The 25692-nt window shown below is 64.3% G+C and carries 22 protein-coding genes; 11 read left to right on the top strand and 11 right to left on the bottom strand.

The features are described from left to right. Positions 1–3 precede the first annotated feature (3 nt). Genes Q9R34_RS00305 through Q9R34_RS00295 form a run of 3 tightly spaced genes read left to right on the top strand, consistent with a single transcriptional unit; the run spans position 4 to position 2838 of the window. The gene (locus Q9R34_RS00305; protein WP_485891980.1) at positions 4–1185 is read left to right on the top strand and encodes an ABC transporter permease; all 1182 of its coding nucleotides are present in this window, start codon (positions 4–6) and stop codon (positions 1183–1185) included. Beyond that, positions 1172–2107: an ABC transporter ATP-binding protein gene (locus tag Q9R34_RS00300; RefSeq protein WP_434126657.1), complete on the top strand. Its 936-nt coding sequence runs from the start codon at positions 1172–1174 to the stop codon at positions 2105–2107. The genes Q9R34_RS00305 and Q9R34_RS00300 overlap by 14 nt, the downstream gene beginning before the upstream one ends. After that, on the top strand, positions 2107–2838 hold the full coding sequence (locus Q9R34_RS00295) for an ABC transporter permease (RefSeq protein ID WP_485891979.1): 732 nt from the start codon (positions 2107–2109) through the stop codon (positions 2836–2838). The genes Q9R34_RS00300 and Q9R34_RS00295 overlap by 1 nt, the downstream gene beginning before the upstream one ends. A gap of 165 nt (positions 2839–3003) precedes the next feature. On the opposite strand, the gene Q9R34_RS00290 is transcribed toward Q9R34_RS00295, so the two are convergent. Then, positions 3004–3744 (bottom strand): MerR family transcriptional regulator, encoded by a 741-nt coding sequence (locus Q9R34_RS00290; protein WP_434126655.1) that lies wholly within the window; start codon positions 3742–3744, stop codon positions 3004–3006. 152 nt (positions 3745–3896) lie between these two features. Here Q9R34_RS00290 and Q9R34_RS00285 point away from each other — a divergent pair, with 152 nt between their 5' ends. After that, the gene (locus Q9R34_RS00285) at positions 3897–4460 is read left to right on the top strand and encodes a helix-turn-helix domain-containing protein (protein ID WP_434126774.1); all 564 of its coding nucleotides are present in this window, start codon (positions 3897–3899) and stop codon (positions 4458–4460) included. Continuing rightward, positions 4457–4990: a GNAT family N-acetyltransferase gene (locus Q9R34_RS00280; RefSeq protein ID WP_434126654.1), complete on the top strand. Its 534-nt coding sequence runs from the start codon at positions 4457–4459 to the stop codon at positions 4988–4990. Before Q9R34_RS00285 ends, Q9R34_RS00280 begins: the two co-directional genes overlap by 4 nt. Here Q9R34_RS00280 and Q9R34_RS00275 read toward each other — a convergent pair. After that, positions 4975–6234: a histidine-type phosphatase gene (locus tag Q9R34_RS00275; RefSeq protein WP_485891978.1), complete on the bottom strand. Its 1260-nt coding sequence runs from the start codon at positions 6232–6234 to the stop codon at positions 4975–4977. The two genes, Q9R34_RS00280 and Q9R34_RS00275, sit on opposite strands and share 16 nt — an antisense overlap. A gap of 186 nt (positions 6235–6420) precedes the next feature. Here Q9R34_RS00275 and dinG point away from each other — a divergent pair, with 186 nt between their 5' ends. Next, the gene (gene dinG, locus Q9R34_RS00270; RefSeq protein ID WP_434126651.1) at positions 6421–8598 is read left to right on the top strand and encodes an ATP-dependent DNA helicase DinG; all 2178 of its coding nucleotides are present in this window, start codon (positions 6421–6423) and stop codon (positions 8596–8598) included. A 54-nt stretch (positions 8599–8652) separates the two neighbouring features. Continuing rightward, positions 8653–9621 (top strand): DNA-binding protein YbiB, encoded by a 969-nt coding sequence (ybiB, locus tag Q9R34_RS00265; protein WP_485891977.1) that lies wholly within the window; start codon positions 8653–8655, stop codon positions 9619–9621. A 1-nt stretch (position 9622) separates the two neighbouring features. Here ybiB and Q9R34_RS00260 read toward each other — a convergent pair whose 3' ends face one another. The 3 genes from Q9R34_RS00260 to hutH all read right to left on the bottom strand — a co-directional run bounded on the left by Q9R34_RS00260 (position 9623) and on the right by hutH (position 15155). Next, entirely contained in the window at positions 9623–10780 is a 1158-nt protein-coding gene (locus Q9R34_RS00260) for a M20 aminoacylase family protein (protein WP_434126647.1), read from the bottom strand. A gap of 1119 nt (positions 10781–11899) precedes the next feature. Beyond that, positions 11900–13585, bottom strand: a complete 1686-nt coding sequence (hutU, locus tag Q9R34_RS00255; protein WP_485891976.1) for a urocanate hydratase — start codon at positions 13583–13585, stop codon at positions 11900–11902. Between the two features lie 10 nt (positions 13586–13595). Next, a complete protein-coding gene (gene hutH, locus Q9R34_RS00250) occupies positions 13596–15155 on the bottom strand; it encodes a histidine ammonia-lyase (RefSeq protein WP_485891975.1) in 1560 nt (519 codons plus the stop codon). 263 nt (positions 15156–15418) lie between these two features. Between hutH and hutC the strand changes: the two genes are divergently transcribed. Beyond that, complete coding sequence (hutC, locus tag Q9R34_RS00245; protein ID WP_434124431.1) at positions 15419–16174, top strand: histidine utilization transcriptional repressor HutC; 756 nt, start codon at positions 15419–15421, stop codon at positions 16172–16174. Here the strand turns inward: hutC and Q9R34_RS00240 are convergent. Both Q9R34_RS00240 and Q9R34_RS00235 read right to left on the bottom strand, forming a co-directional pair. Continuing rightward, a complete protein-coding gene (locus Q9R34_RS00240; protein WP_434124433.1) occupies positions 16158–16697 on the bottom strand; it encodes a HutD/Ves family protein in 540 nt (179 codons plus the stop codon). The genes hutC and Q9R34_RS00240 overlap by 17 nt on opposite strands. Beyond that, the gene (locus Q9R34_RS00235; RefSeq protein WP_485891974.1) at positions 16694–18049 is read right to left on the bottom strand and encodes a formimidoylglutamate deiminase; all 1356 of its coding nucleotides are present in this window, start codon (positions 18047–18049) and stop codon (positions 16694–16696) included. Before Q9R34_RS00235 ends, Q9R34_RS00240 begins: the two co-directional genes overlap by 4 nt. 84 nt (positions 18050–18133) lie before the next feature. Between Q9R34_RS00235 and hutI the strand changes: the two genes are divergently transcribed. Both hutI and hutG read left to right on the top strand, forming a co-directional pair. Further along, positions 18134–19351 carry an imidazolonepropionase gene (gene hutI / locus Q9R34_RS00230; RefSeq protein WP_485891973.1) on the top strand — a complete coding sequence of 406 codons (1218 nt, stop codon included), beginning with the start codon at positions 18134–18136 and terminating at the stop codon, positions 19349–19351. Beyond that, on the top strand, positions 19348–20139 hold the full coding sequence (gene hutG, locus Q9R34_RS00225) for an N-formylglutamate deformylase (RefSeq protein ID WP_434124439.1): 792 nt from the start codon (positions 19348–19350) through the stop codon (positions 20137–20139). Before hutI ends, hutG begins: the two co-directional genes overlap by 4 nt. On the opposite strand, the gene Q9R34_RS00220 is transcribed toward hutG, so the two are convergent. Then, positions 20136–20765 carry a flavin reductase family protein gene (locus tag Q9R34_RS00220; RefSeq protein ID WP_434124440.1) on the bottom strand — a complete coding sequence of 210 codons (630 nt, stop codon included), beginning with the start codon at positions 20763–20765 and terminating at the stop codon, positions 20136–20138. The genes hutG and Q9R34_RS00220 overlap by 4 nt on opposite strands. 141 nt (positions 20766–20906) lie before the next feature. On the opposite strand from Q9R34_RS00220, the gene rlmF reads away from it, so the two are divergent. Beyond that, positions 20907–21827 carry a 23S rRNA (adenine(1618)-N(6))-methyltransferase RlmF gene (rlmF, locus tag Q9R34_RS00215; RefSeq protein ID WP_485891972.1) on the top strand — a complete coding sequence of 307 codons (921 nt, stop codon included), beginning with the start codon at positions 20907–20909 and terminating at the stop codon, positions 21825–21827. Between the two features lie 2 nt (positions 21828–21829). Here the strand turns inward: rlmF and ybiO are convergent, their stop codons facing one another. The 3 genes from ybiO to glnP form a co-directional block, all read right to left on the bottom strand. Continuing rightward, positions 21830–24103 carry a mechanosensitive channel protein gene (ybiO, locus tag Q9R34_RS00210; protein ID WP_485891971.1) on the bottom strand — a complete coding sequence of 758 codons (2274 nt, stop codon included), beginning with the start codon at positions 24101–24103 and terminating at the stop codon, positions 21830–21832. Between the two features lie 174 nt (positions 24104–24277). After that, complete coding sequence (glnQ, locus tag Q9R34_RS00205; RefSeq protein ID WP_434124444.1) at positions 24278–25000, bottom strand: glutamine ABC transporter ATP-binding protein GlnQ; 723 nt, start codon at positions 24998–25000, stop codon at positions 24278–24280. Beyond that, positions 24997–25656 carry a glutamine ABC transporter permease GlnP gene (gene glnP, locus Q9R34_RS00200; RefSeq protein WP_434124445.1) on the bottom strand — a complete coding sequence of 220 codons (660 nt, stop codon included), beginning with the start codon at positions 25654–25656 and terminating at the stop codon, positions 24997–24999. Before glnP ends, glnQ begins: the two co-directional genes overlap by 4 nt. Between the last annotated feature and the right edge of the window lie 36 nt (positions 25657–25692).

The following is a 25692-nucleotide window of genomic DNA, read 5'->3' as shown; positions in this document are numbered from 1 at the left end:
ACCATGGCGCTATCGCGGGATGCGATGCTGGCCGCGCGCCGCCAGCCGGTTGCGCTGCTGCTGCTGTTGCTGCTAAGCCTGGCGCTCTACTGGCTGCCCTTTCTCAGCTATGCGCCGAACCGGCTGGTTTCCGGCGAGCCGCTGATGCTCGGCCAGGTCAGCGACGCAGGCTGGCTGGCGCTGCCGCTGGCGGCGCTCTGGCTGCTGCTGTGGGCGCGCCCGACGCGCACGGCACTGGCGCTGATGCTGATCGCCTGCGACGCGCTGCTGACCGGCATGGTCTGGCTGAGCGGGCATGAGGCGGCGCGGCTGGCGGCGCAGGGCAGTGCGCTGGCGCGCACCAGCTTTGGCGGCGGCCTGTGGCTGGCGTGCGGCGTCACGCTGCTGCTGGGTGCGGAGCTGGCGCGCACGCTGACGCGCAATAGCCTCTGGCGCCTGCTGCTCAATCTGCAGATCTGGCTGCTGCCGCTGCTGATGCTCTTCAGCGGCGAGCTGAACACGCTGTCGCTGCTGAAAGAGTACGCCAACCGCCACGCAGTGTTTGACGCGGCGCTGGCGCGCCATCTGGCGCTGCTCAGCGGCACGCTGCTGCCTGCGCTGCTCATCGGCCTGCCGCTCGGCATCCTGCTGCACCGGCGTCCGGCGTGGCAGAGCGGCGTTTTCAGCGTGCTGAACGTTATTCAAACCGTGCCGTCGGTGGCGCTGTTCGGCCTGCTGATCGCGCCGCTGGCCGGGCTGGCGAGCGCCTTTCCCTGGCTGAAAAGCTGGGGCGTCAGCGGCATCGGCATGGCGCCGGCGCTGATCGCGCTGACGCTCTATGCGCTGCTGCCGCTGGTGCGCAGCGTGGTGGCCGGGCTGCAGCAGGTGCCGCGCGACGTGCGCGAAAGCGCGCGCGGTATGGGCATGGGCCAGCTGCAGCGCTTTTTTGCCGTCGACGTGCCGCTGGCGCTGCCGGTCTGGCTCGCCGGGCTGCGCGTGGTGGTGGTGCAGACGCTGGGCATGGCGGTGATCGCTGCGCTGATCGGCGCAGGCGGCTTCGGCGCCATTATTTTTCAGGGACTGCTCAGCAGCGCGCTCGACCTGGTGCTGCTGGGGGTGATCCCGGTGATTGCGCTGGCGGTCGTGATTGACGCGCTGTTCCGCCTGCTGATTTCCCTGCTGGAGAGAACCCATGATTCACTTTAACGGCGTCAGTAAGCACTTCGCCGGCAAAGCGGCGGTGAAGGATCTATCGCTGCAGATCGGCGAGGGCGAGTTTAGCGTGCTGCTCGGCACCTCGGGCTCCGGCAAATCGACCACGCTGAAGATGATCAACCGCCTGGTGGAGTTCGACGAGGGCGAAATCCTGTTCGCAGGCGAGTCGATCCGACGGCTTGACGCGCGCGACTTGCGTCGGCGCATGGGCTACGCCATCCAGTCTATCGGTCTGTTTCCCCACTGGACGGTGGAAAAAAATATCGCCACCGTGCCTGCGCTGCTCGGCTGGCCGAAAGCCCGCATCCGCGCGCGGGTCGAGGAGCTGCTGGCGCTGCTCAGCCTGGATACGCATCTGGCGCGGCGTCTGCCGCATCAGCTTTCCGGCGGCCAGCAGCAGCGCGTCGGCGTGGCGCGGGCGCTGGCGGCGGACCCGGAAGTGCTGCTGATGGATGAACCTTTCGGCGCGCTCGATCCGGTCACGCGCGGCGCGCTGCAGCAGGAGATGCTGCGTATTCACCGCTTGTCGGGCCGCACTATCGTGCTGGTGACGCACGACATCGACGAGGCGCTGACGCTGGCGGATAACATCGTGCTGATGGATCAGGGGGAGATTGTGCAGCAGGGCAAGCCCGCCGTGCTGCTGACGCAGCCAAAAAACGATTTTGTGCAGGACTTCTTCGGCAGAAGCGAGCTGGGCGTGCGTCTGCTCTCGCTCGGGCAGGTCGGCAATGCGGCGCGGCGCGGCGAGTGGCTGGAGGGCGAGCCGCTGGCAGCCGCGCAGTCGCTGCGCGAAGCGCTGTCGCAGTTTATCGCCCGGCGCGCCGACAAGCTGCCGGTGGTGGATGAGCGCCAGCAGCCGCTGGGCGTGCTCTACTTCAGCGATCTGCTGACCCTGCGCGAGGGGCAATAATGCGCTGGCTAAAGGATCCGCTGCTGTGGCTGGTCATCCTGTTTGTGGCGCTGCTGCTTGGTCTGCCCTACAGCGGGCCGCTTTTCGCCTGGTGGTTTCCGGAGCAGGCGCGGCCACTCTACCAGCAGGAGAGCTTTCTCCGGCTGGCGCTGGCGCATCTGTTTCTGGTGGTGACCGCCAGCGCGCTGGCGCTGCTGGTTGGCGTCGGCAGCGGAGTGCTGGTGACGCGGCGCGCAGGGCGGCGCTTTCGGCCGCTGGTCGAAACCATCGTGGCGGCCGGACAGACCGTTCCGCCGGTCGCGGTGCTGGCGATCGCCGTACCGGTGATGGGCTTCGGTGCCTGGCCTGCGGTAGTCGCGCTGCTGCTATACGGCCTGCTGCCGATTTTACAGGGCACGCTGGCCGGACTCGATAGCGTGCCCGCCAGCAGTCGGGAGATCGCCGACGGCGTCGGCATGAGCCCATGGCAGCGTTTGTGGCAGGTAGAGCTGGCGCTGGCTGCGCCGGTGATCCTGGCTGGGGTGCGCACCTCGGTTATCGTCAATATCGGCACGGCAGCCATCGCCTCAACCGTCGGCGCGGAGAGTCTCGGTTCGCCCGTCATCATCGGGCTGAGCGGCTTTAACACCGCCTATGTGATTCAGGGCGCGCTGCTGGTGGCGCTGCTGGCGATTGTCAGCGATCGCCTGTTTGAGCATCTGCAGCGCTGGCTTAGCGTGAGTGGAGAATAAGGGTATAGCCGACCAGCATCAGCCCGCCGGTGCCGCCGACGGCCATAATGAAAAACAGCGTTGCAAAGAAGATTTTTTGCCAGTTCATGCGGAAACCTGAGTAGAGCCTGAAAGGCGGGGATAATAACGCGGGCAGGGCGAGGCGAAAAGGGCCCTGCGTGCGTTTTACTGAAAGCGCGTCTCGTGGGCGCGAATAGCATATCCCTGTTCCTGCCAGTGCGTCAGCTGTTCCTGTTGGCGACGCGTAAGCTTTTTGCCGGTCCAGACAAAAATAGTTTGACCGGGAAAAAGCTCGGGGCGCGGCAGGTCGAGCGGCTCTGCCAGCACGTCAAGCCGCCATCCCTCCTGGGAGAGCCGCCAGGCTTCCAGCCAGATGCGGGTGCGATCTTCTACCGCCCAGCCAAGGATCAGCGCATCTTTGCCCGCTTTTTTACGACTGCCAGCCAGACAGAAGGCGACATAGTCAATCAGCGCGCCGTCCAGCAGGCTGCTCATGACGCGCGCCGTATTCTGATCCAGACCGAGTTTCTGCCGTACCGGCATAATGACGTGATCGATAAGCGGATCAACAGGGTTTTCACGCCCGAGCGCAGCGATCTTGGCGCGCAGCTTCGACGGTTTGACGTGGCGCAGCACGCTCATCAGCTCTTCCTGGAGGTTAACCCAGCCGTCATGCACGTTCACGCTCTCGCCTTCAAGCAGCGCTTTGACTTTGCCTACCGGCACGCCGCTTTCGATCCAGCGTTTAATTTCTTCGATGCGCTGCACATCCTCGTCATCAAACTGACGATGTCCACCCTCCGATCGCTGCGGCTTTAATAAGCCATAACGTCGTTGCCACGCACGCAGCGTGACCGGGTTTATTCCACAGCGTTCGGCAACGTCACCGATACTGTAAAAGGCCATAACTTCCCCAAACTTCCTGACTGCGATCTAATAACCTTAACCAACCCGATCAACTTGTACAAATGTTTTTTAAGTGTACAAGTTGACGCAGGCGCAAGTTTCACGCTATATCTCATTTACGAGATTAAAATCCCATATATGAGAAACGCATGATGCTGATGGAAAGGACTGAACAACGCCTTGCGGCTCGCCTGGCAGAGCTCCGCGTTCAGAACGGCTGGTCGCTGGATGAACTCGCCACGGCGACCGGCATCAGCCGGGCGTCATTGTCGCGTATTGAGCGCGGCGAAACCAGCCCGACGGCTGCCTTATTGAATCGCCTGTGCGTCGCTTATGGTCTTACCATGTCGCGGCTGTTAAGTGAAGTGGAAGAGGCGGTCAATCTGCTGCTGACGCCGGAGCAGCAGCCGGTCTGGCGCGACGACGCCAGCGGCTTCGTGCGGCGCAACGTCTCGCCGCCGGCGGCCCACTTTCGCGCAGAGCTGGTGGAGGGACAACTGCGGCCGGGTGCGCGCATCGATTACGATGCGCCGCCTGTTCAGGGGCTGGAGCAGCATATCTGGCTGCAGCAGGGCGGCCTGACTATCACCATGGACGAGCAGCGCTGGACCTTACAGAACGGCGACTGCCTGCGTTTTCATCTGACCGGTCGCTCGGCGTTCGAGGCGCATCTCACCGACGGCGCGCGCTATGTGCTGGTGGTGTGCAAACCATGACGACTTATGAATGGATTGACGCCGAGCAGGCGCGCAGCGATCGGCACTCTCTCTGCGAGCTGCTGCAGGCGTGCGTGGCGGACGGGGCCAGCATCGGCTTTACCGATCCGCATGACCATGCGGCGATGGAGGATTTCTGGCAGCAGCGCGTAGCCAGCCTCGCCACCGGCGAGAACGAACTTATCGTTGCGCGCCAGCATGAGCGGGTGATCGGCACGCTAACCCTGAGCGCCGCCGTGATGCCCAACGGCCGCCATCGCGCGGAGATAAACAAGCTGCTGGTGCATCCCGCCGCTCGCCGTCAGGGCATTGGGCGCCAGCTGATGCAGCTGGCCGAGCGGCGCGCGCAGGTGCTGGGCAAAACGCTGCTGGTGCTGGACACCCGCAGCGGCGACGTCGCCACGCAGCTCTATCTTTCGCTTGGCTGGCAGATCGCCGGCTCGATTCCGGGCTACGCCGAATCGATCGCGGGCGAGCTGGAGGCGACGACGGTGATGTTTAAGCCGCTGCCGGCTCACGGCAGCGCATAGCTGACCGGCGTCACCGCTCGCCGGTCAATCTGCCTGCCTAGCGCGCGAACGGCGCTCTTCAGCGGGCAGAGGGTGCCCACCGGCGTCACGCGGCATCCCGCCTGCCGCCACTCCGCGCGCAGCAGCGGATGCGCGGCGTCGATCGGCTGCAGACGACGCAGGTCATCCAGGCTTTGCGCCTGAAAATAGAGGCGCAGAAAGCGCTCACCGCTGGCGTTGTCGCGCCAGCGCTCCAGCACAAGACTGCCGCCGGGCGGGATATTGCCGCGTGCGTAGCCGGGCAGCGTCCAGCTAAAGCCCATCAGGGTGCGAACCATCGCGATATTGGTGTCATGCGCCACCAGCAGCAGCCAGCGCGCATTTGGCGCGGCGTCGCGGCCCTCAGCGGCCTCCAGCAGGGCGTTGAGCAGAATCGAGCCGCGCCTTTGCGCGCTGTAGAGCACATCGTTGCTGAGGTCGTAGTTCGCCGTCAGCAGCGGCAGAATGGCGCTGATCTGCGCCGAGCGGGTGATATGGCCCCAGGCGATCTGGCTGAACGGCAGGTTCTCGCTCCAGGCGAGGCGCAGCGTCTCCGCCATGCTCGCCATCACGCTCAGGCCGGCGATATAGCTATGACCGCCTTTGCTCTGGCGGATCTGCCACGGCCGATCGAACAGCGCGCAGTGGGCGTCGGAGAGGCATACCGCCTGCTTCAGCGCCTGAATGGCGGGCTGTAGCGCCCGCTGGCGCGCGGCCAGGTCGCCCGCCTTCGCCTCGACCGCCGCCCGCTGCTGTGCGGGCTCGGTCGCCGTCGCGGCGAAGGCGTCGGTCTGGAACAGCGGATCGGCATCGCCCGCCACGTGATGCACCGGCACGCCGCAGCCGGGAAAGGCGCCGTCGACCAGCGCTTCGGCGGTGGCGCGGGTGCGCTGTTTTGGGCTGGCGCGCACGTAAATATCCTGCGGCTGCGGGCAACCGGCCGTCAGCAGGCCGAGCTGGCGATAATGTTCGCCCTCCCAGCGCCCTTTATTGACTACCGCCGCGTAGCCGTGGCCGGTCAGCTCGCCGTCGCGCGTGCTCCATACTGTCCAGGGGCGCTGCGTGGCGGCCTCGATCTCTTTGCGGTTGCCGGGCGTAGGCGGACGCACGCCGTGGCGGCTCAGCTCAACCACCTGCTCCAGCTGATACGTCGACTGCGCGGCAGCCTGCGCCGTCCAGAGCAGCAGGGCACAGAGCGCGGCAAAGGCGCGGCGGGATAAAAACATCTCTTCTTCCTTATGATGAGAACAGCGATGATGCGACACCATAGCGCTGAAGCCCCGCCGCTGGCTACGGCAGGATTTTTCCGTGACGCCATTCTTCGAGACGGCACGAAAAAATGCGGCCCAAAGCTGACGCTGGCGGATTACTGTGTAAAAATACAGGCCATTTTCACCCGGTGGTAGACGACTATGGCCCTGACAGCAGCAATAAAAAGCCAGATAGCGCAGTGGTATAAGGCGCTACAGCAGCAGGTGCCGGACTTTATTCCCCGCGCGCCGCAGCGCCAGATGATCGCCGACGTGGCGAAGTGCCTGGCGGGCGATGACGCGCGTCATCTGGCCATTGAAGCGCCGACCGGCGTTGGCAAAACCCTCTCTTACCTGATCCCCGGCATCGCGGCGAGCCGCGCCGAAGAGAAAACCCTGGTTGTCAGCACCGCCAACGTGGCGCTCCAGGATCAGATTTTTAGCAAAGATCTGCCGCTGCTGAAAAAGATCATTCCCGATCTTACCTTTACCGCCGCCTTCGGGCGTGGGCGCTACGTCTGTCCGCGCAATCTGGCAGCGCTGGCCGCCAGCGACGACCAGCAGGGCGATCTGCTGCTCTATCTCGACGACGAGGCGGTAAGCAGCACGCAGGAGGAGCAGACGCAGTGCGGCCGCCTGGAGAAGTCGCTCAGCAGCTACGCCTGGGACGGACTGCGCGATCACAGCGAAGAGAATATCAGCGACAGCCTGTGGCAGCGTCTCTCAACCGACAAGGCGAGCTGCCTCGGCGCGCACTGCCGCTGGTATCGCGAATGCCCCTTCTTTGTCGCCCGTCGCGAAATTGAGCAGGTGGATGTGGTGGTGGCTAACCATGCGCTGGTGATGGCGGCGATGGAGAACGAGTCGGTTCTGCCGCCGCCGAAGCACCTGATGCTGGTGCTGGATGAAGGCCACCATCTGCCGGAGGTGGCGCGCGACGCGCTGGAGATGAGTGCCGACATTACGCCCGGCTGGAGCAGCCTGCAGCTCGATCTCTTCGTGCGGCTGGTAGAGGGCATTATGACGCAGATGCGCCCGAAATCGCCGCCGCCGCTCAGCAATCCGGAGCGCCTCAGGGCGCACTGCGAGGAGCTGCGCGAGCTGCTGACGACGCTGAGCCAGGCGCTCAATCCGCTGCTGCCCGCCGACAACCAGCCGGGGGAGTTTCGCTTTGTGCTCGGCGAACTGCCTGAAGAGCTGCTGGCGCTCTGCGCGCGCCTGTTTAAGCTGAGCGACGCGCTGCGCGGCCTGGCGGAAGGATTGATCAACGCCCTCAGCGAACAGACCGGCAGCGTCGACCTGATGCGTCTGCACCGCAATCTGCTGCAGCTTAACCGGCAGTTCGGCTGGTTCGAATCGGTCAGCAAGCTGTGGCGGCTGGCGGCGATGCCGAAAGCTTCGGGCGCGCCGGTGTCGAAGTGGATCACACGCGAGCTGCGCGAGGGCCAGGCGCATCTGCTGTTTCACTGCGCCGGCATTCGCGTCAGCGATCAGCTGGAGAAGCTGCTGTGGCGCAAAATCCCTCATGTGGTGGTGACGTCCGCTACGCTGCGCTCGCTTAACAGCTTCAGCCGCCTGCAGGAGATGTCGGGCCTGAGCGAGAAAGCCGGCGACCGATTTGTGGCGCTCGACTCGCCCTTTAATCATGTCGAGCAGGGCAAGCTGGTGATCCCGCAGATGCGCTATGAGCCGCTGCTGGCTAACGAAGCGGAGCATATCGCCGAAATGGCGGCCTTTTTCCGCCAGCAGATGAAAGAGGAGAAGCACAAGGGGGTGCTGGTGCTGTTCGCCAGCGGCCGCGCAATGCAGCAATTTGTCGCCCAGTTGCCCGAGCTACGGCTGACCATGCTGGTGCAGGGCGATCAGCCGCGCTCGCGCCTGGTGGAGCTGCACCGTAAACGGGTGGCGAAGGGCGAGACCAGTATTCTGGTGGGCCTGCAGTCGTTCGCGGAAGGGCTGGATTTGAAAGGCGAGCTGCTGAGCCAGGTGCATATTCACAAAATCGCTTTTCCGCCGGTGGACAGTCCGGTAATTTTGACTGAAGGCGAATGGCTCAAGAGCCTGAACCGCTATCCGTTTGAGGTGCAGAGTTTGCCGAGCGCCTCCTTTACGCTGATTCAGCAGGTCGGCCGCCTGATCCGTAGCCATCAGTGCTACGGGGAGATTGTCATATATGACCGTCGGCTGCTGAGCAAAACCTACGGCAGCCGCCTGCTGGCCGCGCTGCCGGTCTTTCCGATCGAGCAGCCTGAGGCGCCCGCCGCGCTGAAGGTGAAACGTGCGCCGGCGCTGGCGGGTAATAAACGGCGCCCCACCCGACGGCCAGCGGCAAAGCGTTAACCCCTGACTCATTTTTGGCCGCCGCCTGGCGCGGCCCCTGACCGGAAGCAAAGAATGGAACTGAACAAAGTGATTAAAGAGATCGGACGCGGCAAAAATCACGCGCGCCATCTCGACCTCGCCACTGCGCAGGCGCTTTATACGGCGATGCTGGCGGAGGAAGTGCCGGAGCTGGAGCTGGGCGGTATTCTCATCGCGCTGCGCATCAAGGGCGAAGGGGAAGAGGAGATGCGCGGTTTCTATCAGGCGATGCAGGCGCGCATGATGTCGCTGCAGGCGCCCGCGCAGCGTCCACAGCCGATGGTTATCCCCAGCTACAACGGCGCGCGGCGTCAGGGTAACCTGACGCCGCTGCTGGCGCTGTTGCTCAATCGGCTGGGCTTTCCGGTACTGGTGCACGGCGTCAGCGACGATCCGACGCGCGTCACCAGCGAGGCGGTATTCGCCGCGCTCGGCATTGCGGCAGTGACCACGCAGCAGCAGGCGCAGGCGACGCTGGACCAGGGCGGCCTCGCCTTTATCACCATCGATCATCTCTGTCCGCCGATGGCGAAGCAGCTTTCGCTGCGCTGGCGGATGGGGGTGCGCAGCAGCGCCCATACGCTGGTGAAGCTGGCGACGCCGTTCGGCGAACGCGACGCGCTGCGTCTCTCCAGCGTATCGCATCCGGAATATGTGCCGCGCGTGGCGAAATTCTTTAGCGATATCGACGCCCCCGCCATTCTGCTCAACGGCACGGAAGGCGAAGTCTACGCCAGTCCGCTGCGCTGTCCGGCGATCAGCTTTATTCCCGGTGCAGGAGGCGGAGCGGAAGTGTGGGTTGAGCGCCAGCCGGAAGCGGCGCCGGAGCTGCCAGCGGATAAATCGGCCGAAGCGACCGCGCGCTGGACGGAAAGAGTGCTGAAGGGGGAGCTTCCGGTACCGCAGGCGCTGCGTCTGCAACTCGCCTGCTGCCTGCGCGCCAGCGGAGAGAGCGCGTCGCTGGAGGCGGGCCTGGCACGCCTCAGCGCTGCCGGATATTAAGTTAGCCTTGCGGCAGCGCCTGTTCGACCAGGCGCTGCCAGAACGTCACGCCCAGCGGGATGAGCGCGTCGTTAAAGTCATACTCGGCATTGTGCAGCGGCGCAGAAGGCGTCGCGCCATCGGCGCCCAGCCAGAAATAGGCGCCAGGACAGACATCAAGCATGCAGGCAAAATCTTCTGAGGCCATGGAGGGATTGACCTGCCAGTGGACCTGCTCTTCGCCCAGCATCTGCTGCGCCGCCATGCGGACCTGCTCAGCGGGGTCGGCGTGGTTAGCGGTAACCGGATAGCCAGGAAACCAGTGAATCGCGCCGCTGACGCCGAACGGGCGCGGCAGGGTAGTGACAAATTCCTCGATCAGACCGCGCACCTTGTTGCGTACGTCGGTCTGCAAACACCGCACCGTACCGCGCAGCACCAGGGTCTCCGGAATGACGTTAATCGCTTCGCCGCCGTGGATCTGCGTGACGCTGACCACCGCCGAGGCGAGCGGCGAGAGGCGACGCGACGGAATGGTTTGCAGCGCCAGAATCAGTTCGGCGGCCACCACCATCGGATCGGCGCCGCTTTCCGGCATCGCCGCGTGGCAGCTCTTGCCGGTCAGGGTAATTTCAAACGAGTCGAGCGATGCCATCATCGCGCCGGGGTTGACTGCCAGCGATCCTACCGGCAAGCCCGGCCAGTTATGCAGCGCATAGACTGCATCCATGGGGAAGCGCTGAAACAGGCCTTCTTCGACCATTTTGCGCGCGCCGCCCAGATTCTCCTCGGCGGGCTGAAAGATAAAGTGCACCGTGCCGCGAAAGCGACGCGTGGCCGCCAGCTGCAGCGCCGCCGCCAGCAGTATCGAGGTATGGCCGTCGTGGCCGCAGGCGTGCATCACGCCCTGACGCGCAGAGCGCCATTGCGGGCAGCCTTTTTCGGTGATGGGCAGGGCGTCCATATCGGCGCGCAGCCCGATAACCGGGCCGTCGCCGTTGCGCAGCGTGCCAACCACGCCAGTGCCAGCCAGCCCGCGATGCACCTGCAATCCCGCCATCTCCAGCTCCTGCGCCACCAGATCGCTGGTTTTGTGCTCCTGATAACCGAGTTCCGGTTCGCGGTGCAGCTGATGACGCCAGTGTTGGGCTTTGTCGAGCAGGGCAGGGGATAGGGTCATGCGGGATCGCGCTCCTGTAGTGATGAGTCTCCACTTTAGTGGCAAGGCGCAGGCGCGTCTATCTTCCGGACTGGGAATTTGGCTATAGGTCAGAACCAAAGGGAATAAGGGGCAGCAGGGCGGCTGCGGGCGGTGCAGGTTTCGTTCGCCAGGCGGCGGCGCAGGTTTCGCTCGCTCGGCTGCAGCGCAGGTTTCGTTCGCCTGGCGGCGGCGCGGGTTTCGCTCGCTCAGCTGCAGCGCAGGTTTCGTTCGCCTGGCGGCGGCGCGGGTTTCGTTCGCTCGGCTGTAGCGCAGGTTTCGTTCGCCAGGCGGCGGCGCAGGTTTCGCTCGCTCGGCTGCAGCGCAGGTTTCGCTCGCTCGGCTGCAGCGCAGGTTTCGTTCGCCTGACAGGCGGACAGTTTCATTTCGCCCGCTGCGGGCGACCGAGCAGGGCCGGTGGCGCCGGCCCTGCACCCGCGCCCCGGGCCAGCTCACCCGCCCGCTGCGCGGGTCCCTTCGCTCCGGCAGGATTTCTGACGGACCGCGCAGGACAGGCCATCCCTGGCCTGGCCCGCGCTTTCGGCGACGTCCCGTCGCCTCATCCTGAAATCCTTCCTTCGCTCAGCGGCTGCGATGGCCCCCACAACCCCCGCTGCAAATCTTGATTATTGAAGGCGCAGCCTCATCGCTGAAAGCGCAAGCCATGTGCTCAGACGACACCGTCGTTAATAAAAAATAAGGAAACTCACAGGCGGGGCAGTCAGAGGCATCCGACACGCTGAGGCGCGCACGGCGGCCAGGACGAGCCGACAGGAGGTCGGCGAGAGGGAGGGCCAGGCCAGGACGGCCTGTCCCGACGGGTCCGTGCGGCCGACGTAAGCAACGAAGGCACCGCGCGCAGCGCGGCGTGGAGGCTGCCGGAAGCGGGGATTGTTAAGGGGCTGGCGAGCCCCTTAACACGCACGCCAGCAGCGGAGCGGCTGAAACTCCCTGCCGTCTGGCGGGCGGGACCCGCTCAGCCCCGCCTGCGCAGCAGGCCAACTACCCAGCGGGCGGAACCCGCTCAGCCCCGCCTGCGCAGCAGGCAACCCCGTCAGGCGGGACGGAACCCGCCGCCGCCCGCGCCCGGCCCGGCGTCCCTCACCTCATCATCGGCAGATTAAGCCCGTGCTCGGCCGCGCAGGCCTGCGCGCGCTCATACCCGGCATCCGCATGACGCATCACGCCCGTAGCGGGATCGTTCCACAGCACGCGCCCCAGACGCTGGTCAGCCTGTTCGCTGCCGTCGCAGACAATCACCACGCCCGCATGCTGCGAAAAGCCCATGCCGACGCCGCCGCCGTGATGCAGGCTCACCCAGGTCGCGCCGCCCGCGGTATTCAGCAGGGCGTTAAGCAGCGGCCAGTCAGACACCGCGTCGGAGCCATCCTTCATTGATTCGGTTTCGCGGTTCGGCGAGGCGACGGAACCGCAGTCAAGATGATCGCGGCCAATGACAACCGGCGCTTTCAGCTCGCCGTTGCGCACCATCTCGTTGAACGCCAGCCCGGCCAGGTGACGCTCGCCCAGCCCCAGCCAGCAGATGCGCGCCGGCAGCCCCTGAAAGGCGATGCGCGCCTGCGCCATATCGAGCCAGCGATGCAGGCTTTTATGCTGCGGAAACAGCTCCTTGAGCTTCGCGTCTGTTTTGTAGATATCTTCCGGATCGCCCGACAGCGCCACCCAGCGGAACGGCCCTTTGCCCTCGCAGAAGAGTGGGCGAATATAGGCCGGCACGAAGCCCGGGAAATCAAAGGCGTTCGCGACGCCCTCATCCAGCGCCACCTGACGAATATTGTTACCGTAGTCCACCGTGGGGATGCCCATATGGCAGAAGTCGAGCATCGCCTGCACGTGCACTGCCATCGAGGCGCGCGCCGCTTTTTCTACCGCCTTCGGCGCGCTGGCGCGTTCAGACTGCCAGCGCGCCACGTCCCAGCCGATCGGCAGATAGCCGTTTACCGGGTCGTGCGCGGAGGTCTGATCGGTCACGATATCGGGCCTGAGGCCGCCCGCGCGGGCGCGTTTTACCATCTCCGGCAGGATCTCGGCGGCGTTGCCCAGCAGGCCGACGGAGATCGCCTGTTTCGCCTGCGTCGCCTCTTCAATCAGCCTCAGCGCCTCGTCCAGCGTGTAGGCTTTATGATCGACATAGCGGGTGCGCAGACGAAAATCGATGCGCGACTCCTGACATTCGATGGCCAGCACGCAGGCGCCCGCCAGCACGCCCGCCAGCGGCTGCGCGCCGCCCATGCCGCCCAGACCGGCGGTTAGGATCCAGCGTCCGGTCAGATCGCCGTTATAGTGCTGGCGACCCGCTTCGACGAAGGTTTCATAGGTGCCCTGCACGATGCCCTGCGCGCCGATATAGATCCACGAGCCGGCGGTCATCTGGCCGTACATCATCAGCCCGGCCTTATCCAGCTCGTGAAAATGATCCCAGTTGGCCCAGTGCGGCACCAGGTTGGAGTTCGCCAGCAGCACGCGCGGTGCGTCGGCATGGGTGCGGAAGACGCCCACGGGCTTGCCCGACTGGATTAGCAGGGTTTCATCAGGCTGCAGCAGCTCCAGCGAGCGCAGGATCTGTTCAAAGCATTCCCAGTTGCGCGCCGCTTTGCCGATGCCGCCGTAAACCACCAGATCCTCAGGCCGCTCGGCCACGTCGGGATCGAGGTTATTCTGGATCATGCGCCAGGCGGCTTCGATCAGCCAGTTGGCGCAGTGCAGCGTAGTGCCGTGCGGCGCACGCACTTCGCGCGCCACGGCCTGGGAGAGAGTTTCGCTCATAGCAGATTCCTTATTCACCAGAAGAGACGGTCTGCTGGCTGGGCAGCAGTGCCGCGAGAAAATCGGGCCAGTCGCTACGGCTGGCCCACAGACGCATGGCGTCGATATCGGGCGCCAGCAGACGGTCTTCCTCAAGGAAGGCGACCTGCTGACGAATATGGCTAATCTCACGCTCGAGCAGCGCGGAGCTTTGCAGCGGACGGTGAAACTCGATGCCCTGCGCCGCCGCCATCGCTTCGATGCCGACGACCGCAGCGGTGTTAAAGCACATGCTGCCGAGGCGCCGCGCCGCATAGGTTGCCATTGAGACGTGATCTTCCTGATTGGCGGAGGTCGGCAGGCTGTCGACGCTGCCCGGATGCGCCAGCGATTTATTCTCTGAGGCCAGCGCGGCGGCGGTGACCTGCGCAATCATAAACCCGGAGTTGACGCCGCCGTCGCGCACCAGAAAAGGCGGCAGGCCAGAAAGGCCGGTGTCGAGCAGCAGCGCCATGCGGCGTTCGGAAATGGCACCGATCTCCGCTACCGCCAGCGCGATAATATCGGCGGCGAAGGCCACCGGTTCGGCGTGGAAATTGCCGCCGGAGATGACGTCGCCGCTGTCGCTGAACACCAGCGGGTTATCCGAGGCAGCGTTGGCTTCAATTTGCAGCACGCGCGCGGCGTGGGTGAGATTGTCGAGGCAGGCGCCCATCACCTGCGGCACGCAGCGCACCGAGTAGGGGTCCTGCACCCGGCCGCAGTTAGTGTGTGAGCCGAGAATTTCGCTGCCGGTGACCAGCGTCTCGACGGCGGCGGCCACCGCGATCTGCCCGCGCTGGCCGCGCGCCTGATGAATGCGCGCGTCGTAAGGTTTCAGCGAGCCTTTAATCGCCTCCAGCGACAGCGCGCCCGCTACCAGCCCGGCGGCCATCAGGTTTTCCGCCTCAAACAGGCCGCGCAGCGCCAGCGCGGTCGACACCTGGGTGCCGTTGAGCAGCGCCAGACCCTCTTTCGGGCCGAGCACGAAGGGTTCCAGCCCAACGGAGGCGAGGGCGTCGCGCGCGGGGATCAGCGCGCCCTCGACGCGCGCCTGGCCTTCGCCCAGCAGCATCAGCGAGAGATGCGCGAGCGGCGCCAGATCGCCGGAGGCACCAACCGAGCCTTTTTCCGGAATGCAGGGCATCACGCCCGCGTTAAACAGCGTCAGCAGCGCCTCGATCAGCGCGATACGCACGCCGGAGTGGCCGCGCGCCAGGCTGATAATTTTGGTCGCCATCACCAGGCGCGTGACGTTGTCGGGCAGCAGATCGCCCAGGCCGACGCTGTGCGACAGCACCAGGTTACGCTGCAGATCCGCAAGGCGGGCGGCGGGAATTTGCGTCTGCGCCAGCTTGCCGAAGCCGGTATTAATGCCGTATACCACCTTGCCGGAGGCGACGATCTCCTCCACGGTCTGCTGCGCGCGCAGGATCGCCTCCTGCGCCTGCTCATCGAGCATGAGCGTTACGCCGCCCTGATAAATCCTGCGCAGCGCGGCAAGATCCACTTCACCGGGAACCAGGCGCACCGCCTGAGCCAAACCTGACATAGTCTACTCCTGTCTATACAAGTAAGCGCGTTATGCGAAAAGCCAAACCGTTTTCACTCTGCGCAGCGAATGAAATCGAGTGAAACACAAGTGTCTATTCTTGTCTATACAACTGGCAAGCTATAAGCATTTGCTATGCCAGTGCGATCACAAATTAGCGCGCTCAGGCGGTGTGCAGGAGCAGGGCGAGGGGGCTGAGGATGTATATACATTCAGGCCGCGAGCCAGTAAACTTCAGGCATTATTGTGATAAGGAAATGAATATGGTCGAGCATTCGGCAATAGCACAGCTGGCGGCGGCGATGAGCGATGAGCCCGCCCCAATCTACCAGCGCGTCAAGCAGGCGATCGTCAGCCAGATCCGCGCGGGCAGCTGGAAGGCGAACCAGCGCGTGCCGTCCGAAAGCGAGCTGGTCAACGAGCTGGGCGTCAGCCGCATGACCATTAACCGCGCGCTGCGCGAGCTGACCAGCGAAGGTTTTCTGGTGCGTATGCAGGGCGTCGGCACCTTTGTCGCGGAGATGAAAGGCTACACGGCAATGCTCGAAGTGCATAACATCGCGGACGAGATCGCCCAGCGCGGCCACCAGCACCGCTGCCAGATCCTCGCCATCGGCCAGAATAAAGCCGATCCCGAGCAGGCGGCGGTGCTCGGCTTAAGCACCGGTCAGACCCTCTTTCATTCGCTGATCGTGCACTACGAGAACGATTTGCCGGTACAGCTGGAGGATCGCCTGGTCAATCCGCTGGTGGCGCCCGATTACCTGAGTCAGGATTACCATCGGCTTACGCCCTATACCTATCTGATGCAGGTAGCGCCGCTGACCGCAGGCGAGCATATCGTCGAGGCGGTGCTGCCGGACGCGCGCCAGCGTAAATATCTGTCGCTGGATGAGCACGAGCCCTGCCTGCTGATTCGACGCCAGACCTGGAGCGACACCAAAATCGTCACCTATGCACGGCTGCTCTATCCGGGATCGCGCTATAAGCTGCTCGGCCGCTTTAAGGGACACGGCTAAGGCGCGTCAGCAGCAGCTGCGCGTCCGGCGTGACTGGCGTCAGGCGCGTCTCCTCATCCAGCCACCAGACGCCCTGCGCGGCGCCTAGCCGTTTACCGTCATCCAGCCGCCATTCGCCGGCGATCGCCCAGGCGACGCCGTGCAGGCTGGCCTCCGGCTGTGCGGTCACCGCGACCTCCGCCGTCCAGCTGTCGCGCCGCGTCATGATGTTAAAGTCTCTGCTTTCCCCCTGCAGCGCGGCGTGGATCGCCCATTCGCCGGGAAAGCGCCAGGGCTGAAGCGGCGTCAGCCGGTGCGTGGCGGCGGGCGCGCTGAGCTGCACCTCATCGCCGCGCAGCAGGGTTATCACCCGATCGATGCCGGGAAAGCGCGAGAAATCGCCGTCGTGGGCGAGGGTGGCGATACTGGCGCGCCAGGCAAAATCCGCCTCGCCGGGCGGATAGCTGACGATTTCGCGCGTCTCGCCGCCGCCGTTGCGCCAGCGGCTGACCGGCAGATCGGCGTAGCAGAAATGCGTTCTCATCGCAGCGCCGCCATCGCCTGGCGAAACGCGGCCGCGCAGCGCGCTTCCGCGGCGTGGCGTCCCCCCTCGATTACCGCGCGGCCCGCGACCCACACATCGCGGATCTGTTCGCGCCGTCCGGCAAAGAGCCAGCGGTTGAGCAGCGCCTCATCGCCCACGCTGTCGAGCCATTCATCCTCCGCCAGCACCAGCCAGTCGGCGCGTTTACCGGGCGACAGTTCGCCGAGCGCGACGCCGCACGCCTGCGCGCCGCCGAGTGCCGCACCGCGCCACAGCAGATCGCCTACCGAGGGCTGTTCCGCCGTGGTGATGCGGTTGCGGCGGCGATCGCGCAGCCGCTGGCCATATTCGAGCCAGCGCAGCTCCTCCAGCGCGCTGAGGGAAACATGGCTGTCGGAGCCGATGCCCCAGCGTCCGCCCTGGGCGATAAAATCCGCCGCCGGGAAGATGCCGTCGCCAAGATTGGCTTCGGTGGTCGGGCAGAGACCGGCCACCGCGCGGCTGGCGGCGAGCTGCGCGATTTCGCGCGCGTCGAGATGCGTGGCGTGGATCAGGCACCAGCGCGCATCGACCTCAAAGCGGTTAAGCAGCCACTCCACCGGCCGCTCACCGCTCCAGGCCAGGCAGTCGTTAACCTCTTTCTCCTGCTCGGCGATGTGGATATGCACCGGCAGGGCGGTATCGCTCGCGGCCAGCGCCTCGCGCATCTGCGCTTCGCTCACCGCGCGCAGCGAGTGAAAACAGAGGCCGCGATTAAGCAGCGGCTTATCGCGCACGCTCGCCGCCAGCCGTTCCTGCTGCCGCAGCCAGGCGTCGGTCTGCTGAATAAAGCGTTTTTGTCCCGGCAGCGGCGGCTGCGCGCCAAAGCCGCTGTGGCTGTAGAGCACCGGCAGCAGCGTCTGGCCGATGCCGGCGATCTCGGCGGCCTGCATCAGCTGCTGCAGCATCGCGTCCTGCGCGTAGGGCGCGCCGCTGGGATCGTGATGGAGATAGTGAAACTCCGCCACCTGGGTATAGCCCCCTTTCAGCATGTCGATATAGAGACAGGCGGCGATAGCGCCGACCTGCTCCGGCGTCAGGCGCTGCACCATGCGATACATCAGGTCGCGCCAGGTCCAGAAGCTGTCCTGGGGATCGCCCGCGACCTCCGCCAGCCCGGCCATAGCGCGTTGAAAGGCGTGCGAGTGCAGGTTGGCGACAGAGGGAATAGTGGCGCCGGGCAGGCGGATAGCGTCGTGCGCGTCGCTGTCGGGCGTGACGCGCTCAATCACGCCAGCGTCGTTAACGGTAATGCGCACCTGATGTCGCCAGCCGTCGGCCAGCAGCGCGCGTGGAGCAAAAAAGGTTGCCATAGTTGATCCTCACCGGCGGTAGTTGTATATACATATACATACTTTAAAAGGCGGAGTAAATCGTCCGCAACGGGAGAGAGCGCAATGGCGGAAAGTAAAGCGATCGACAGCCTGTGGCTGGGGGCCGATCTGGTCACGATGCGCGAAGGCAATTATCACCTCATCGAGGATGGCGCGCTGGCGGTGGCGGGCGACCGGCTGGTGTGGGTGGGACCGCGCGCGGAGATGCCCGATTTTACGCCGCGTCGCCAGCACCGCTTCGACGGCGGTATCCTGACGCCGGGCCTGATTGACTGCCATACCCACCTGGTGTTCGGCGGCGACCGCAGCGCGGAGTTCGAGCAGCGCCTCAACGGCGTCAGCTACGCGGAGATCGCCGCGCAGGGCGGCGGCATTCTCTCGACGGTGCGCGCCACGCGCGAGGCGAGCGAGGCGTCGCTGGTGGCGTCGGCGCGCTGGCGGCTCGACCGATTGCGGGCGGAAGGGGTCACCACGGTAGAGATCAAATCGGGCTACGGGCTGGATGAGGCGAGCGAGCTGCGCATGCTGAGCGCCATCCGCCAGTTAGGCGAGAGCGCGCCCGTCGACGTGCTGGCGACCTGCCTGGCGGCGCACGCTTTTCCGCCGGAGTTTAAACAGGATCCCGATGGCTGGGTCGATCTGATTTGCCAGCGCATTCTGCCGCAGGTGAAAGCCAACGGGCTGGCGGACGCAGTGGACGCCTTCTGCGAGCATCTGGCCTTTTCGCCGGCGCAGGTGGCGCGCGTGTTTGATAAGGCCGTGGAGCTTGGCCTGCCGGTGAAGCTCCACGCCGAGCAGCTCTCTTCGCTGGGCGGCGCGCGGCTGGCGGCGGGCTACGGCGCGCTCTCCGCCGATCATCTGGAATACGCCACCGAAGAGGATGCGCGGGCGATGGGCGAGCGGGGCACGGTGGCGGTGCTGCTGCCCGGCGCCTTCTATCTGCTGCGCGAAACCCAGCGGCCGCCGGTGGCGCTGTTTCGTCAGCACGGCGTGCCCATGGCGCTGGCCAGCGACGCCAATCCCGGCACCTCGCCTGCGCTGTCGCTGCGCCTGATGCTCAATATGGGCTGCACGCTGTTTGGCATGACGCCGGAAGAGGCGCTGGCGGGCGTCACGCTCTGGGGGGCGAAAGCGCTGGGGCTGCAGCAGACGCACGGCTCGCTGGAGGCGGGCAAAGTGGCGAACTTCGTCCACTGGCCGCTGGCGCGTCCGGCGGAGCTGGTTTACTGGCTGGGCGGCGAGCTGCCCTGTACCGTTATCTATCGCGGAGAAGCGCAATGACACCTTTCGACTTTACGCCAGGCAGCCTGCCGCTGCTGGTAAGCATCCCTCACGCCGGCACGCAGCTGACGCCGGAGGTGGAGGCGGGGCTGAGCGAGGCGGCGCGCGGCCTGCCCGACACCGACTGGCATATTCCGCTGCTGTTCGATTTTGTGCGCGATCTCGGCGCCAGCGTGCTGATCGGCCGCTATTCGCGTTTCGTTATCGACCTGAATCGTCCACCGGACAATCAGCCGCTCTACGCCACGGCCACCACCGGCCTCTTTCCGGAAACCCTGTTCGACGGCTCGCCGACCTTCGCGCCGGGCAAAACGCCCTCTGCGGCGCAGCGCGAAGGCTATCTCCACGATATCTGGCAGCCCTATCATCAGCAGATCCAGCAGGAGCTGGCGCGCCTGAAGGCGGAACACGGCTACGCGCTGCTGTTTGACGCTCACTCCATCGCCAGCGTCATCCCGCGCCTCTTTGAAGGGCGTCTGCCGGATCTCAATATCGGCACCAACGACGGCAAAAGCTGTCGCCCTGAGGTGGCGCAGGGGCTGGAGGCGGTCTGCGCGGCGCAGAGCGACTACAGCTGGGTGGTGAACGGGCGCTTTAAGGGCGGCTACATTACCCGCGCCTATGGTCAGCCGGAAGAGCGGGTCGAGGCGGTGCAGCTGGAGCTGGCGCAGCGCAACTATATGGAGGAGAGATCGCCGTTTGCCTGGCGGCAGGAGCGGGCTTCAGCGCTGCAGAAGGTGCTGAAGCCGCTTGTGCAGTGTTTTATCGCGGGCGGCAAAACCCGCTAGCGGCGCGCGTCCGGACGCGTCAGGTTGAAGCGCTCGTTTTCGCTGATGCCATAATAGGCGCTCGGCCCGCCGGCGCGCAGAACAGGCTGCGCGCGCGCCGTCTGGTAAATTCCCTCATCCAGCAGCGACTCGTCGATATGAATGGCGATCGCTTCGCCCAGTACCAGCCAGCTGTCAAGCGGGTTGCCCTCGGCATCCTGCAGCTGGATCAGCTGCGTCAGGCGACATTCGAAGTTCACCGGGCTTTCCGCCACCAGGCTCGCCTTCACCTGCGAAGCGGCCAGCGGCGTGACGCCCGCCAGCGCGAACTCATCCTGCTCCGGCGGCACCGACGCCGAACTCTCGTTCATCGCTTCCGCCAGCGGGCGCGTCGCCAGGTTCCAGACGAACTCTTTGCTTTCACTGATATTGCGTACGCTGTCTTTCCAGCCGCTGCTGGCGAAGCCGATGATGGGCGGATGATAGTTAAAGCAGTTGAAGAAGCTGTAAGGCGCCAGATTGCGCTGGCCCGCCGCGGAAACCGAGCTGATCCAGCCGATTGGGCGCGGCCCGATGATGGCGTTCAGCGGGTCGTGCGGCAGGCCGTGGCCAGCGCGCGGCTGGTAGGAGTAGCGTTTATGCGTCATCTTTTATCCCGTAGCGAAGTGTTAACACTATCTTAGCGTGACAGCATCGGCCGCACTGGAAAGAAATGTGTAAGCGGATTGTGCGGCTTTCTTTTCCCGGCGCTGCGGCGTATTGTACGCGCCTGCAAAACGGGAGACGCCATGAACAAGCCAGCCAGTAATTTATTCCACGCCCGCAACCGCCATCAGGGCGAATATGACTTTGCCGCCCTGACCGCCGCGCATCCGCCGCTGGCGGCCAAAGTACGGCCCAACGGCTACGGCACGCAGTCGATCGATTTTGCTGATGCGGAGGCGGTCATGCTGCTCAACCAGGCGCTGCTGAAGCTTTTTTACGGCATCGAGTGGCAGCTGGCGCCCGGCGCGCTCTGCCCGCCGGTGCCGGGGCGCGCTGACTACCTGCACTATCTGGCCGATCTGCTGGCGCTGGACAATCGCGGCGCCATCCCGCAGGCGGATATTCTGGATATCGGCTGCGGCGCGAACTGCATCTACCCGCTGATTGGCCAGGCGGAGTATGGCTGGCGCTTTACCGGCACTGATATCGACGAGGCGGCGCTGAAAGCGGCAAATCGTATCGTGTCGGCCAATCCCGGTTTGCAGCGTGCGATTCGCCTGCGTCGGCAAAAAGATCCGCAGGCGGTGCTGGCGGGCGTAGTGAATAAAAATGAATTTTTTCACGCCGCGATCTGCAACCCACCGTTCCACGCCTCGGCGGCGGAAGCGGCGGGCGCCTCGCAGCGTAAAACGCGCAATCTGAAGCTGGAGAGCACGACGCCGCTCAACTTCGGCGGGCAGCATAACGAGCTGTGGTGCGAAGGCGGCGAAAAAGCCTTTGTCGGCAAGATGATCGCCGAGAGCGCGGCGCTGGCGCGCCAGTGCGTCTGGTTCACCTCGCTGGTGTCGCGCCGCGAGAACCTGCCCGCGCTGGAAAAACAGCTGCAGGCGCTCGACGCGGCAGAGGTGCGGGTGGTGAATATGGCGCAGGGGCAGAAGCAGAGCCGTTTTCTCGCCTGGAGCTTTATGCCAGCCGCAACGCGCGCGCAGCGGCTGGCGAAATAGCCTTACTCCGGGGCGGGCAGCGCGGGCAGGGCAGCCGCGCTCGCCACGCTGCTGCCGGTCTGCACCACCTCGACCGTCTGGCGCGGCGCCTTAATCCCGGCGGCATCGAAATGTTTCTTCACCATGCTGTCCAGCGCGAAGCGCACCGTCCACTGCTTCAGCGGCTGGGTGGTAAAGGAGACGCGCACGGTAAAGGCCTGGTTGGTTAAGCCCACCAGACCGGCGAAGTTCGGTTCGCCAATCACCATGCCGCGAATATCCGCGTTCTTCAGTAGCTCATCCACTGCCTCCTGCAGCACGCGGTTTACCCGCTCGCTCTCCTCGCCGCGCTCGACGTCATAGTTCGCCACAAAAGAGCCGATGCCGCGCACGAAGTTGGCAAAGGTGGTGATCGAAGACCAGGGAATAATGTGATAGGCGCCGGTATCCTGACGCACGCCGACTGAGCGAATCGACATCCGCTCTACTGTGCCGGTGATGGCGCCGATAGTCACCAGATCGCCGGTATTCATGCCGTTCTCGAACTGGATAAAGATGCCGGTGATAATATCCTTCACCAGGGTTTGCGAACCGAATGAGACCGCCAGGCCAAGTGCGCCGGCGCCCGCCAGCAGCGGCGCGATATTGACGCCGATTTCTGAGAGCAGAATCATGATGGTAATGGTGCTGATCACCACCGCCAGCGCGTTGCGGAACAGCGTCAGCAGCGTGCGGGTACGGGCGCTCGGCATCGGGCGGCCGTGCGAGTCGGAGGCGAGCCGGCTCTCAATCAGGCTCGCCAGCAGCGTCCAGCCTATTGCTGAGAGCAGCAGGATCATCACGATACGGATCAGCACATCCACCATCTTCTCTCCGGCGCCCGCCGTGAGCCAGTGCCAGAGATCGAACAGGTTCCAGGCGTTAAGCAGCAGCAGCAGCGTGGCGAACACCGTGACAACGCGCGCCAGCATCAGCAGCGCCTTTACCCAGTCGTTGACGCGCTTTTGCAGCGCCGGATAGTTGCGGCGCAGGTCGGCCGACAGCGTAATGGTTTTGCCTATCCAGCGCGTCAGGAGGCCGGAGACGAGGGCGGCGATGCCGATAATCGCCAGCGTGCGCACCGTGGCCGCCATCATAAATTTCAGGCTATCGCCGGGATTGAAAATAGAGAGCAGGAACAGCGCGATAAAGTAGGCGCTCGCCAGCCAGTGCCACACCAGCGCGAAGGCGCGGATAAAAAAGGCGAAAAAGGCCAGGCTGCGATCCGACAGCGCCTGCAGTGCGGCGTGGATCGCGCGGCGATTGGTAAAGATAAGAAACAGCGCCCAGCCGGTCATGATCCCCATAATCACCACGTTGGCCAGGGCCGCGATTTGCACGTTAACCTGACTGGACACAATCGGCACGATCACCAGCAGCCCGTAGCCAATCAGGCCGGAGAGCCAGCTTAAGCGCGTACTCCAGTAGCGGGCGCGCCCGTCGCTGAGATGAAAAAAGCGCAGGTCGGCGAAGCCGGGACAAAAAATCAGGCGCAACACCGCTTTAAAAAACTCAATCAGCGCGAAGGCGTTGAGGAACAACCCCTGCTGCCTGGCGATAGTGCGGCTGTCGCCGTGATAGTTGTCGCTAAGTATCTGACCGATAAACAGCGTCAGCGCCAGCATTATCAGGTCGATAACGAAGGCGCCGATAATCGCCGCCGGCAGCTGCAGCCAGTTATGCTGCTCGTGATTCTTTGCGCGCCCCCAGCGCCCCATACGGCGATAGAGCGGCGACACCGCGCGGCGCAGCAGCCAGTATAAGGCGAACAGGGCTGCTGCCAGCGCCATAAAATGGTGCAGCGCGTTAAAGAAGGTGTCCGGGTTGAACGCCTTGTGCGGCGCGGCGACGATACTGTCATGCAGGCGGGCGAACTTTTGCACCACGCTGCCGCCGAACGCGCGGGTGACGTCCGTCACGCCCTGCAGCACGGTTTTATCCTCATCTTCGGTCGGCGGCGTCAGCACAGGCGCGTTGTCTTTCGCCGCTGCGCTGGAGGCGCCGCGCAGCTGGTTAATCAGCTCTGCGCGTGACCGATCGTCTTCCAGAATATTCGCCAGCGCGGCGTAAGCGGCTTTTTTTTCGTCGAGCGTCGGCGCATTTTGCGCGCTGCTGGCGCCGCCGGACGACTGCTGTGCCGCCACCGCCGCCTGCGGCAGCGTGACCGCCTGTGCGGCGGGCAGCAGCGTAATACAGCAAAGCAGCAGCAGGGCGATCCCTTGCCGCACCCGGCGACAATAATTGTGGGCTGACGACATGGCTTTCTCCTTAGCAACCTCTGGCTCACAGGTGGAGAAGTATAGTCAGGCGTCGGGCGTGAAAGGGTTGAAAGGCATTAATCGTACGGTTCAGGAAAGGCGGGGGCAGGGTCCGATCGCAAAGTCGCTCAAGGGGGAATAAAGCGACGGGCCGACAGATGCCGGCCCGGAAACTCAGGAGACGTGCTGCAGGAACTCGCGCAGGCGATCGCTCGGCGGCTGGGTGATCAGCGCGTCGGGATCGCCATCTTCCGCGATGGTGCCTTTATCAATAAAGATGAGGCGCGATGCGACTTTTTGCGCAAAGCCGACTTCATGGGTGACGATCACCATGGTCATGCCTTCCTCGGCCAGATCCTGCATGACCTTCAGTACCTCGTGGCGCAGTTCAGGATCGAGCGCGGAGGTCGGCTCGTCGAACAGCATCAGCTTCGGCTTTACCGCCAGCGCGCGGGCGATAGCAACGCGCTGCTGCTGCCCACCGGAGAGTTCAGAAGGGAAATGATTTGCGCGCTCGGCCAGGCCGACCTTCGCCAGCAACTCGCGCGCCAGCTTATGCGCATCCTCTTTCTTTGTGCCGCGCACGCGAATCGGGCCGAACGCCACGTTGTCCAGCGCGCTCATCTGGGGGAACAGATGAAACTGCTGAAACACCATGCCCGCTTCCTGACGGATCAGGCGCTCGTCCACGTTGGGATCGTTAACCTTCAGGCCATCAACAATGAGATCGCCGCTGGAGATCTCTTCCAGCTTATTGATGCAGCGCAGCAGCGTCGATTTGCCGGAGCCGGACGGCCCGATAATCACCACCACTTCGCCCTGGTTAATTTTCAGGTTGATATCGTGCAGCACATGGGTGGTGCCGAAGCTCTTTGAGACGTTTTTAAATTCAATCACAGGATTTTCATCCTTTTTTCGATGCGGCGCAGCACAAAGCTCAGCACCAGCGTAATCACAAGGTAGATAATCGCCACGGCGCTCCAGATCTCCAGCGCGCGGAAGTTGCCGGCGATGATCTCTTGGCCCTGACGCGTCAGTTCCGCCACGCCGATAACGATAAACAGTGAGGTATCTTTGATGCTGACTATCCACTGGTTGCCGAGCGGCGGCAGCATACGGCGCAGCGCCAGCGGCATAATAACGTAGCGCAGGGTTTCGCGACGCGACAGTCCCAGCGCCAGGCCCGCTTCGCGGAAGCCTTTATTGATCGACAGCACCGCGCCGCGCGTGATCTCGGCGATATAGGCGCCGGAATTGATCATAATGGTCACCACCGCGGCGGTGAAGGGATCGATGCGTAGATCGGGGAAGGCCATCGGCAGCGCGAAGTAGATAAACATCACCTGCACGACGATGGGGGTGCCGCGGATAATCTCAATAAAAACCAGCGCGAGATTGTTGGCGATCCAGCCGCCGTAGGCGCGGGCAAAGCCGGCGACCAGGCCAATGATCAGTCCGCCGACCAGGCCGAGCACCGAGATCAGCAGGGTCATTTTTGCGCCTTCAATCAGCGCTGGCATCGCGGGCCAGATGGCGCTCCAGTCAAACTCCATGGTGTGACTCCAGTTGTGTTGCGGTGGAAAAAGCAG

The organism is Enterobacter sp. BRE11 (assembly GCF_031844285.1).
In the GTDB taxonomy this organism is placed as follows: Bacteria; Pseudomonadota; Gammaproteobacteria; order Enterobacterales; family Enterobacteriaceae; genus Pantoea.
This window is presented reverse-complemented; position numbering and strand designations above follow the sequence as displayed.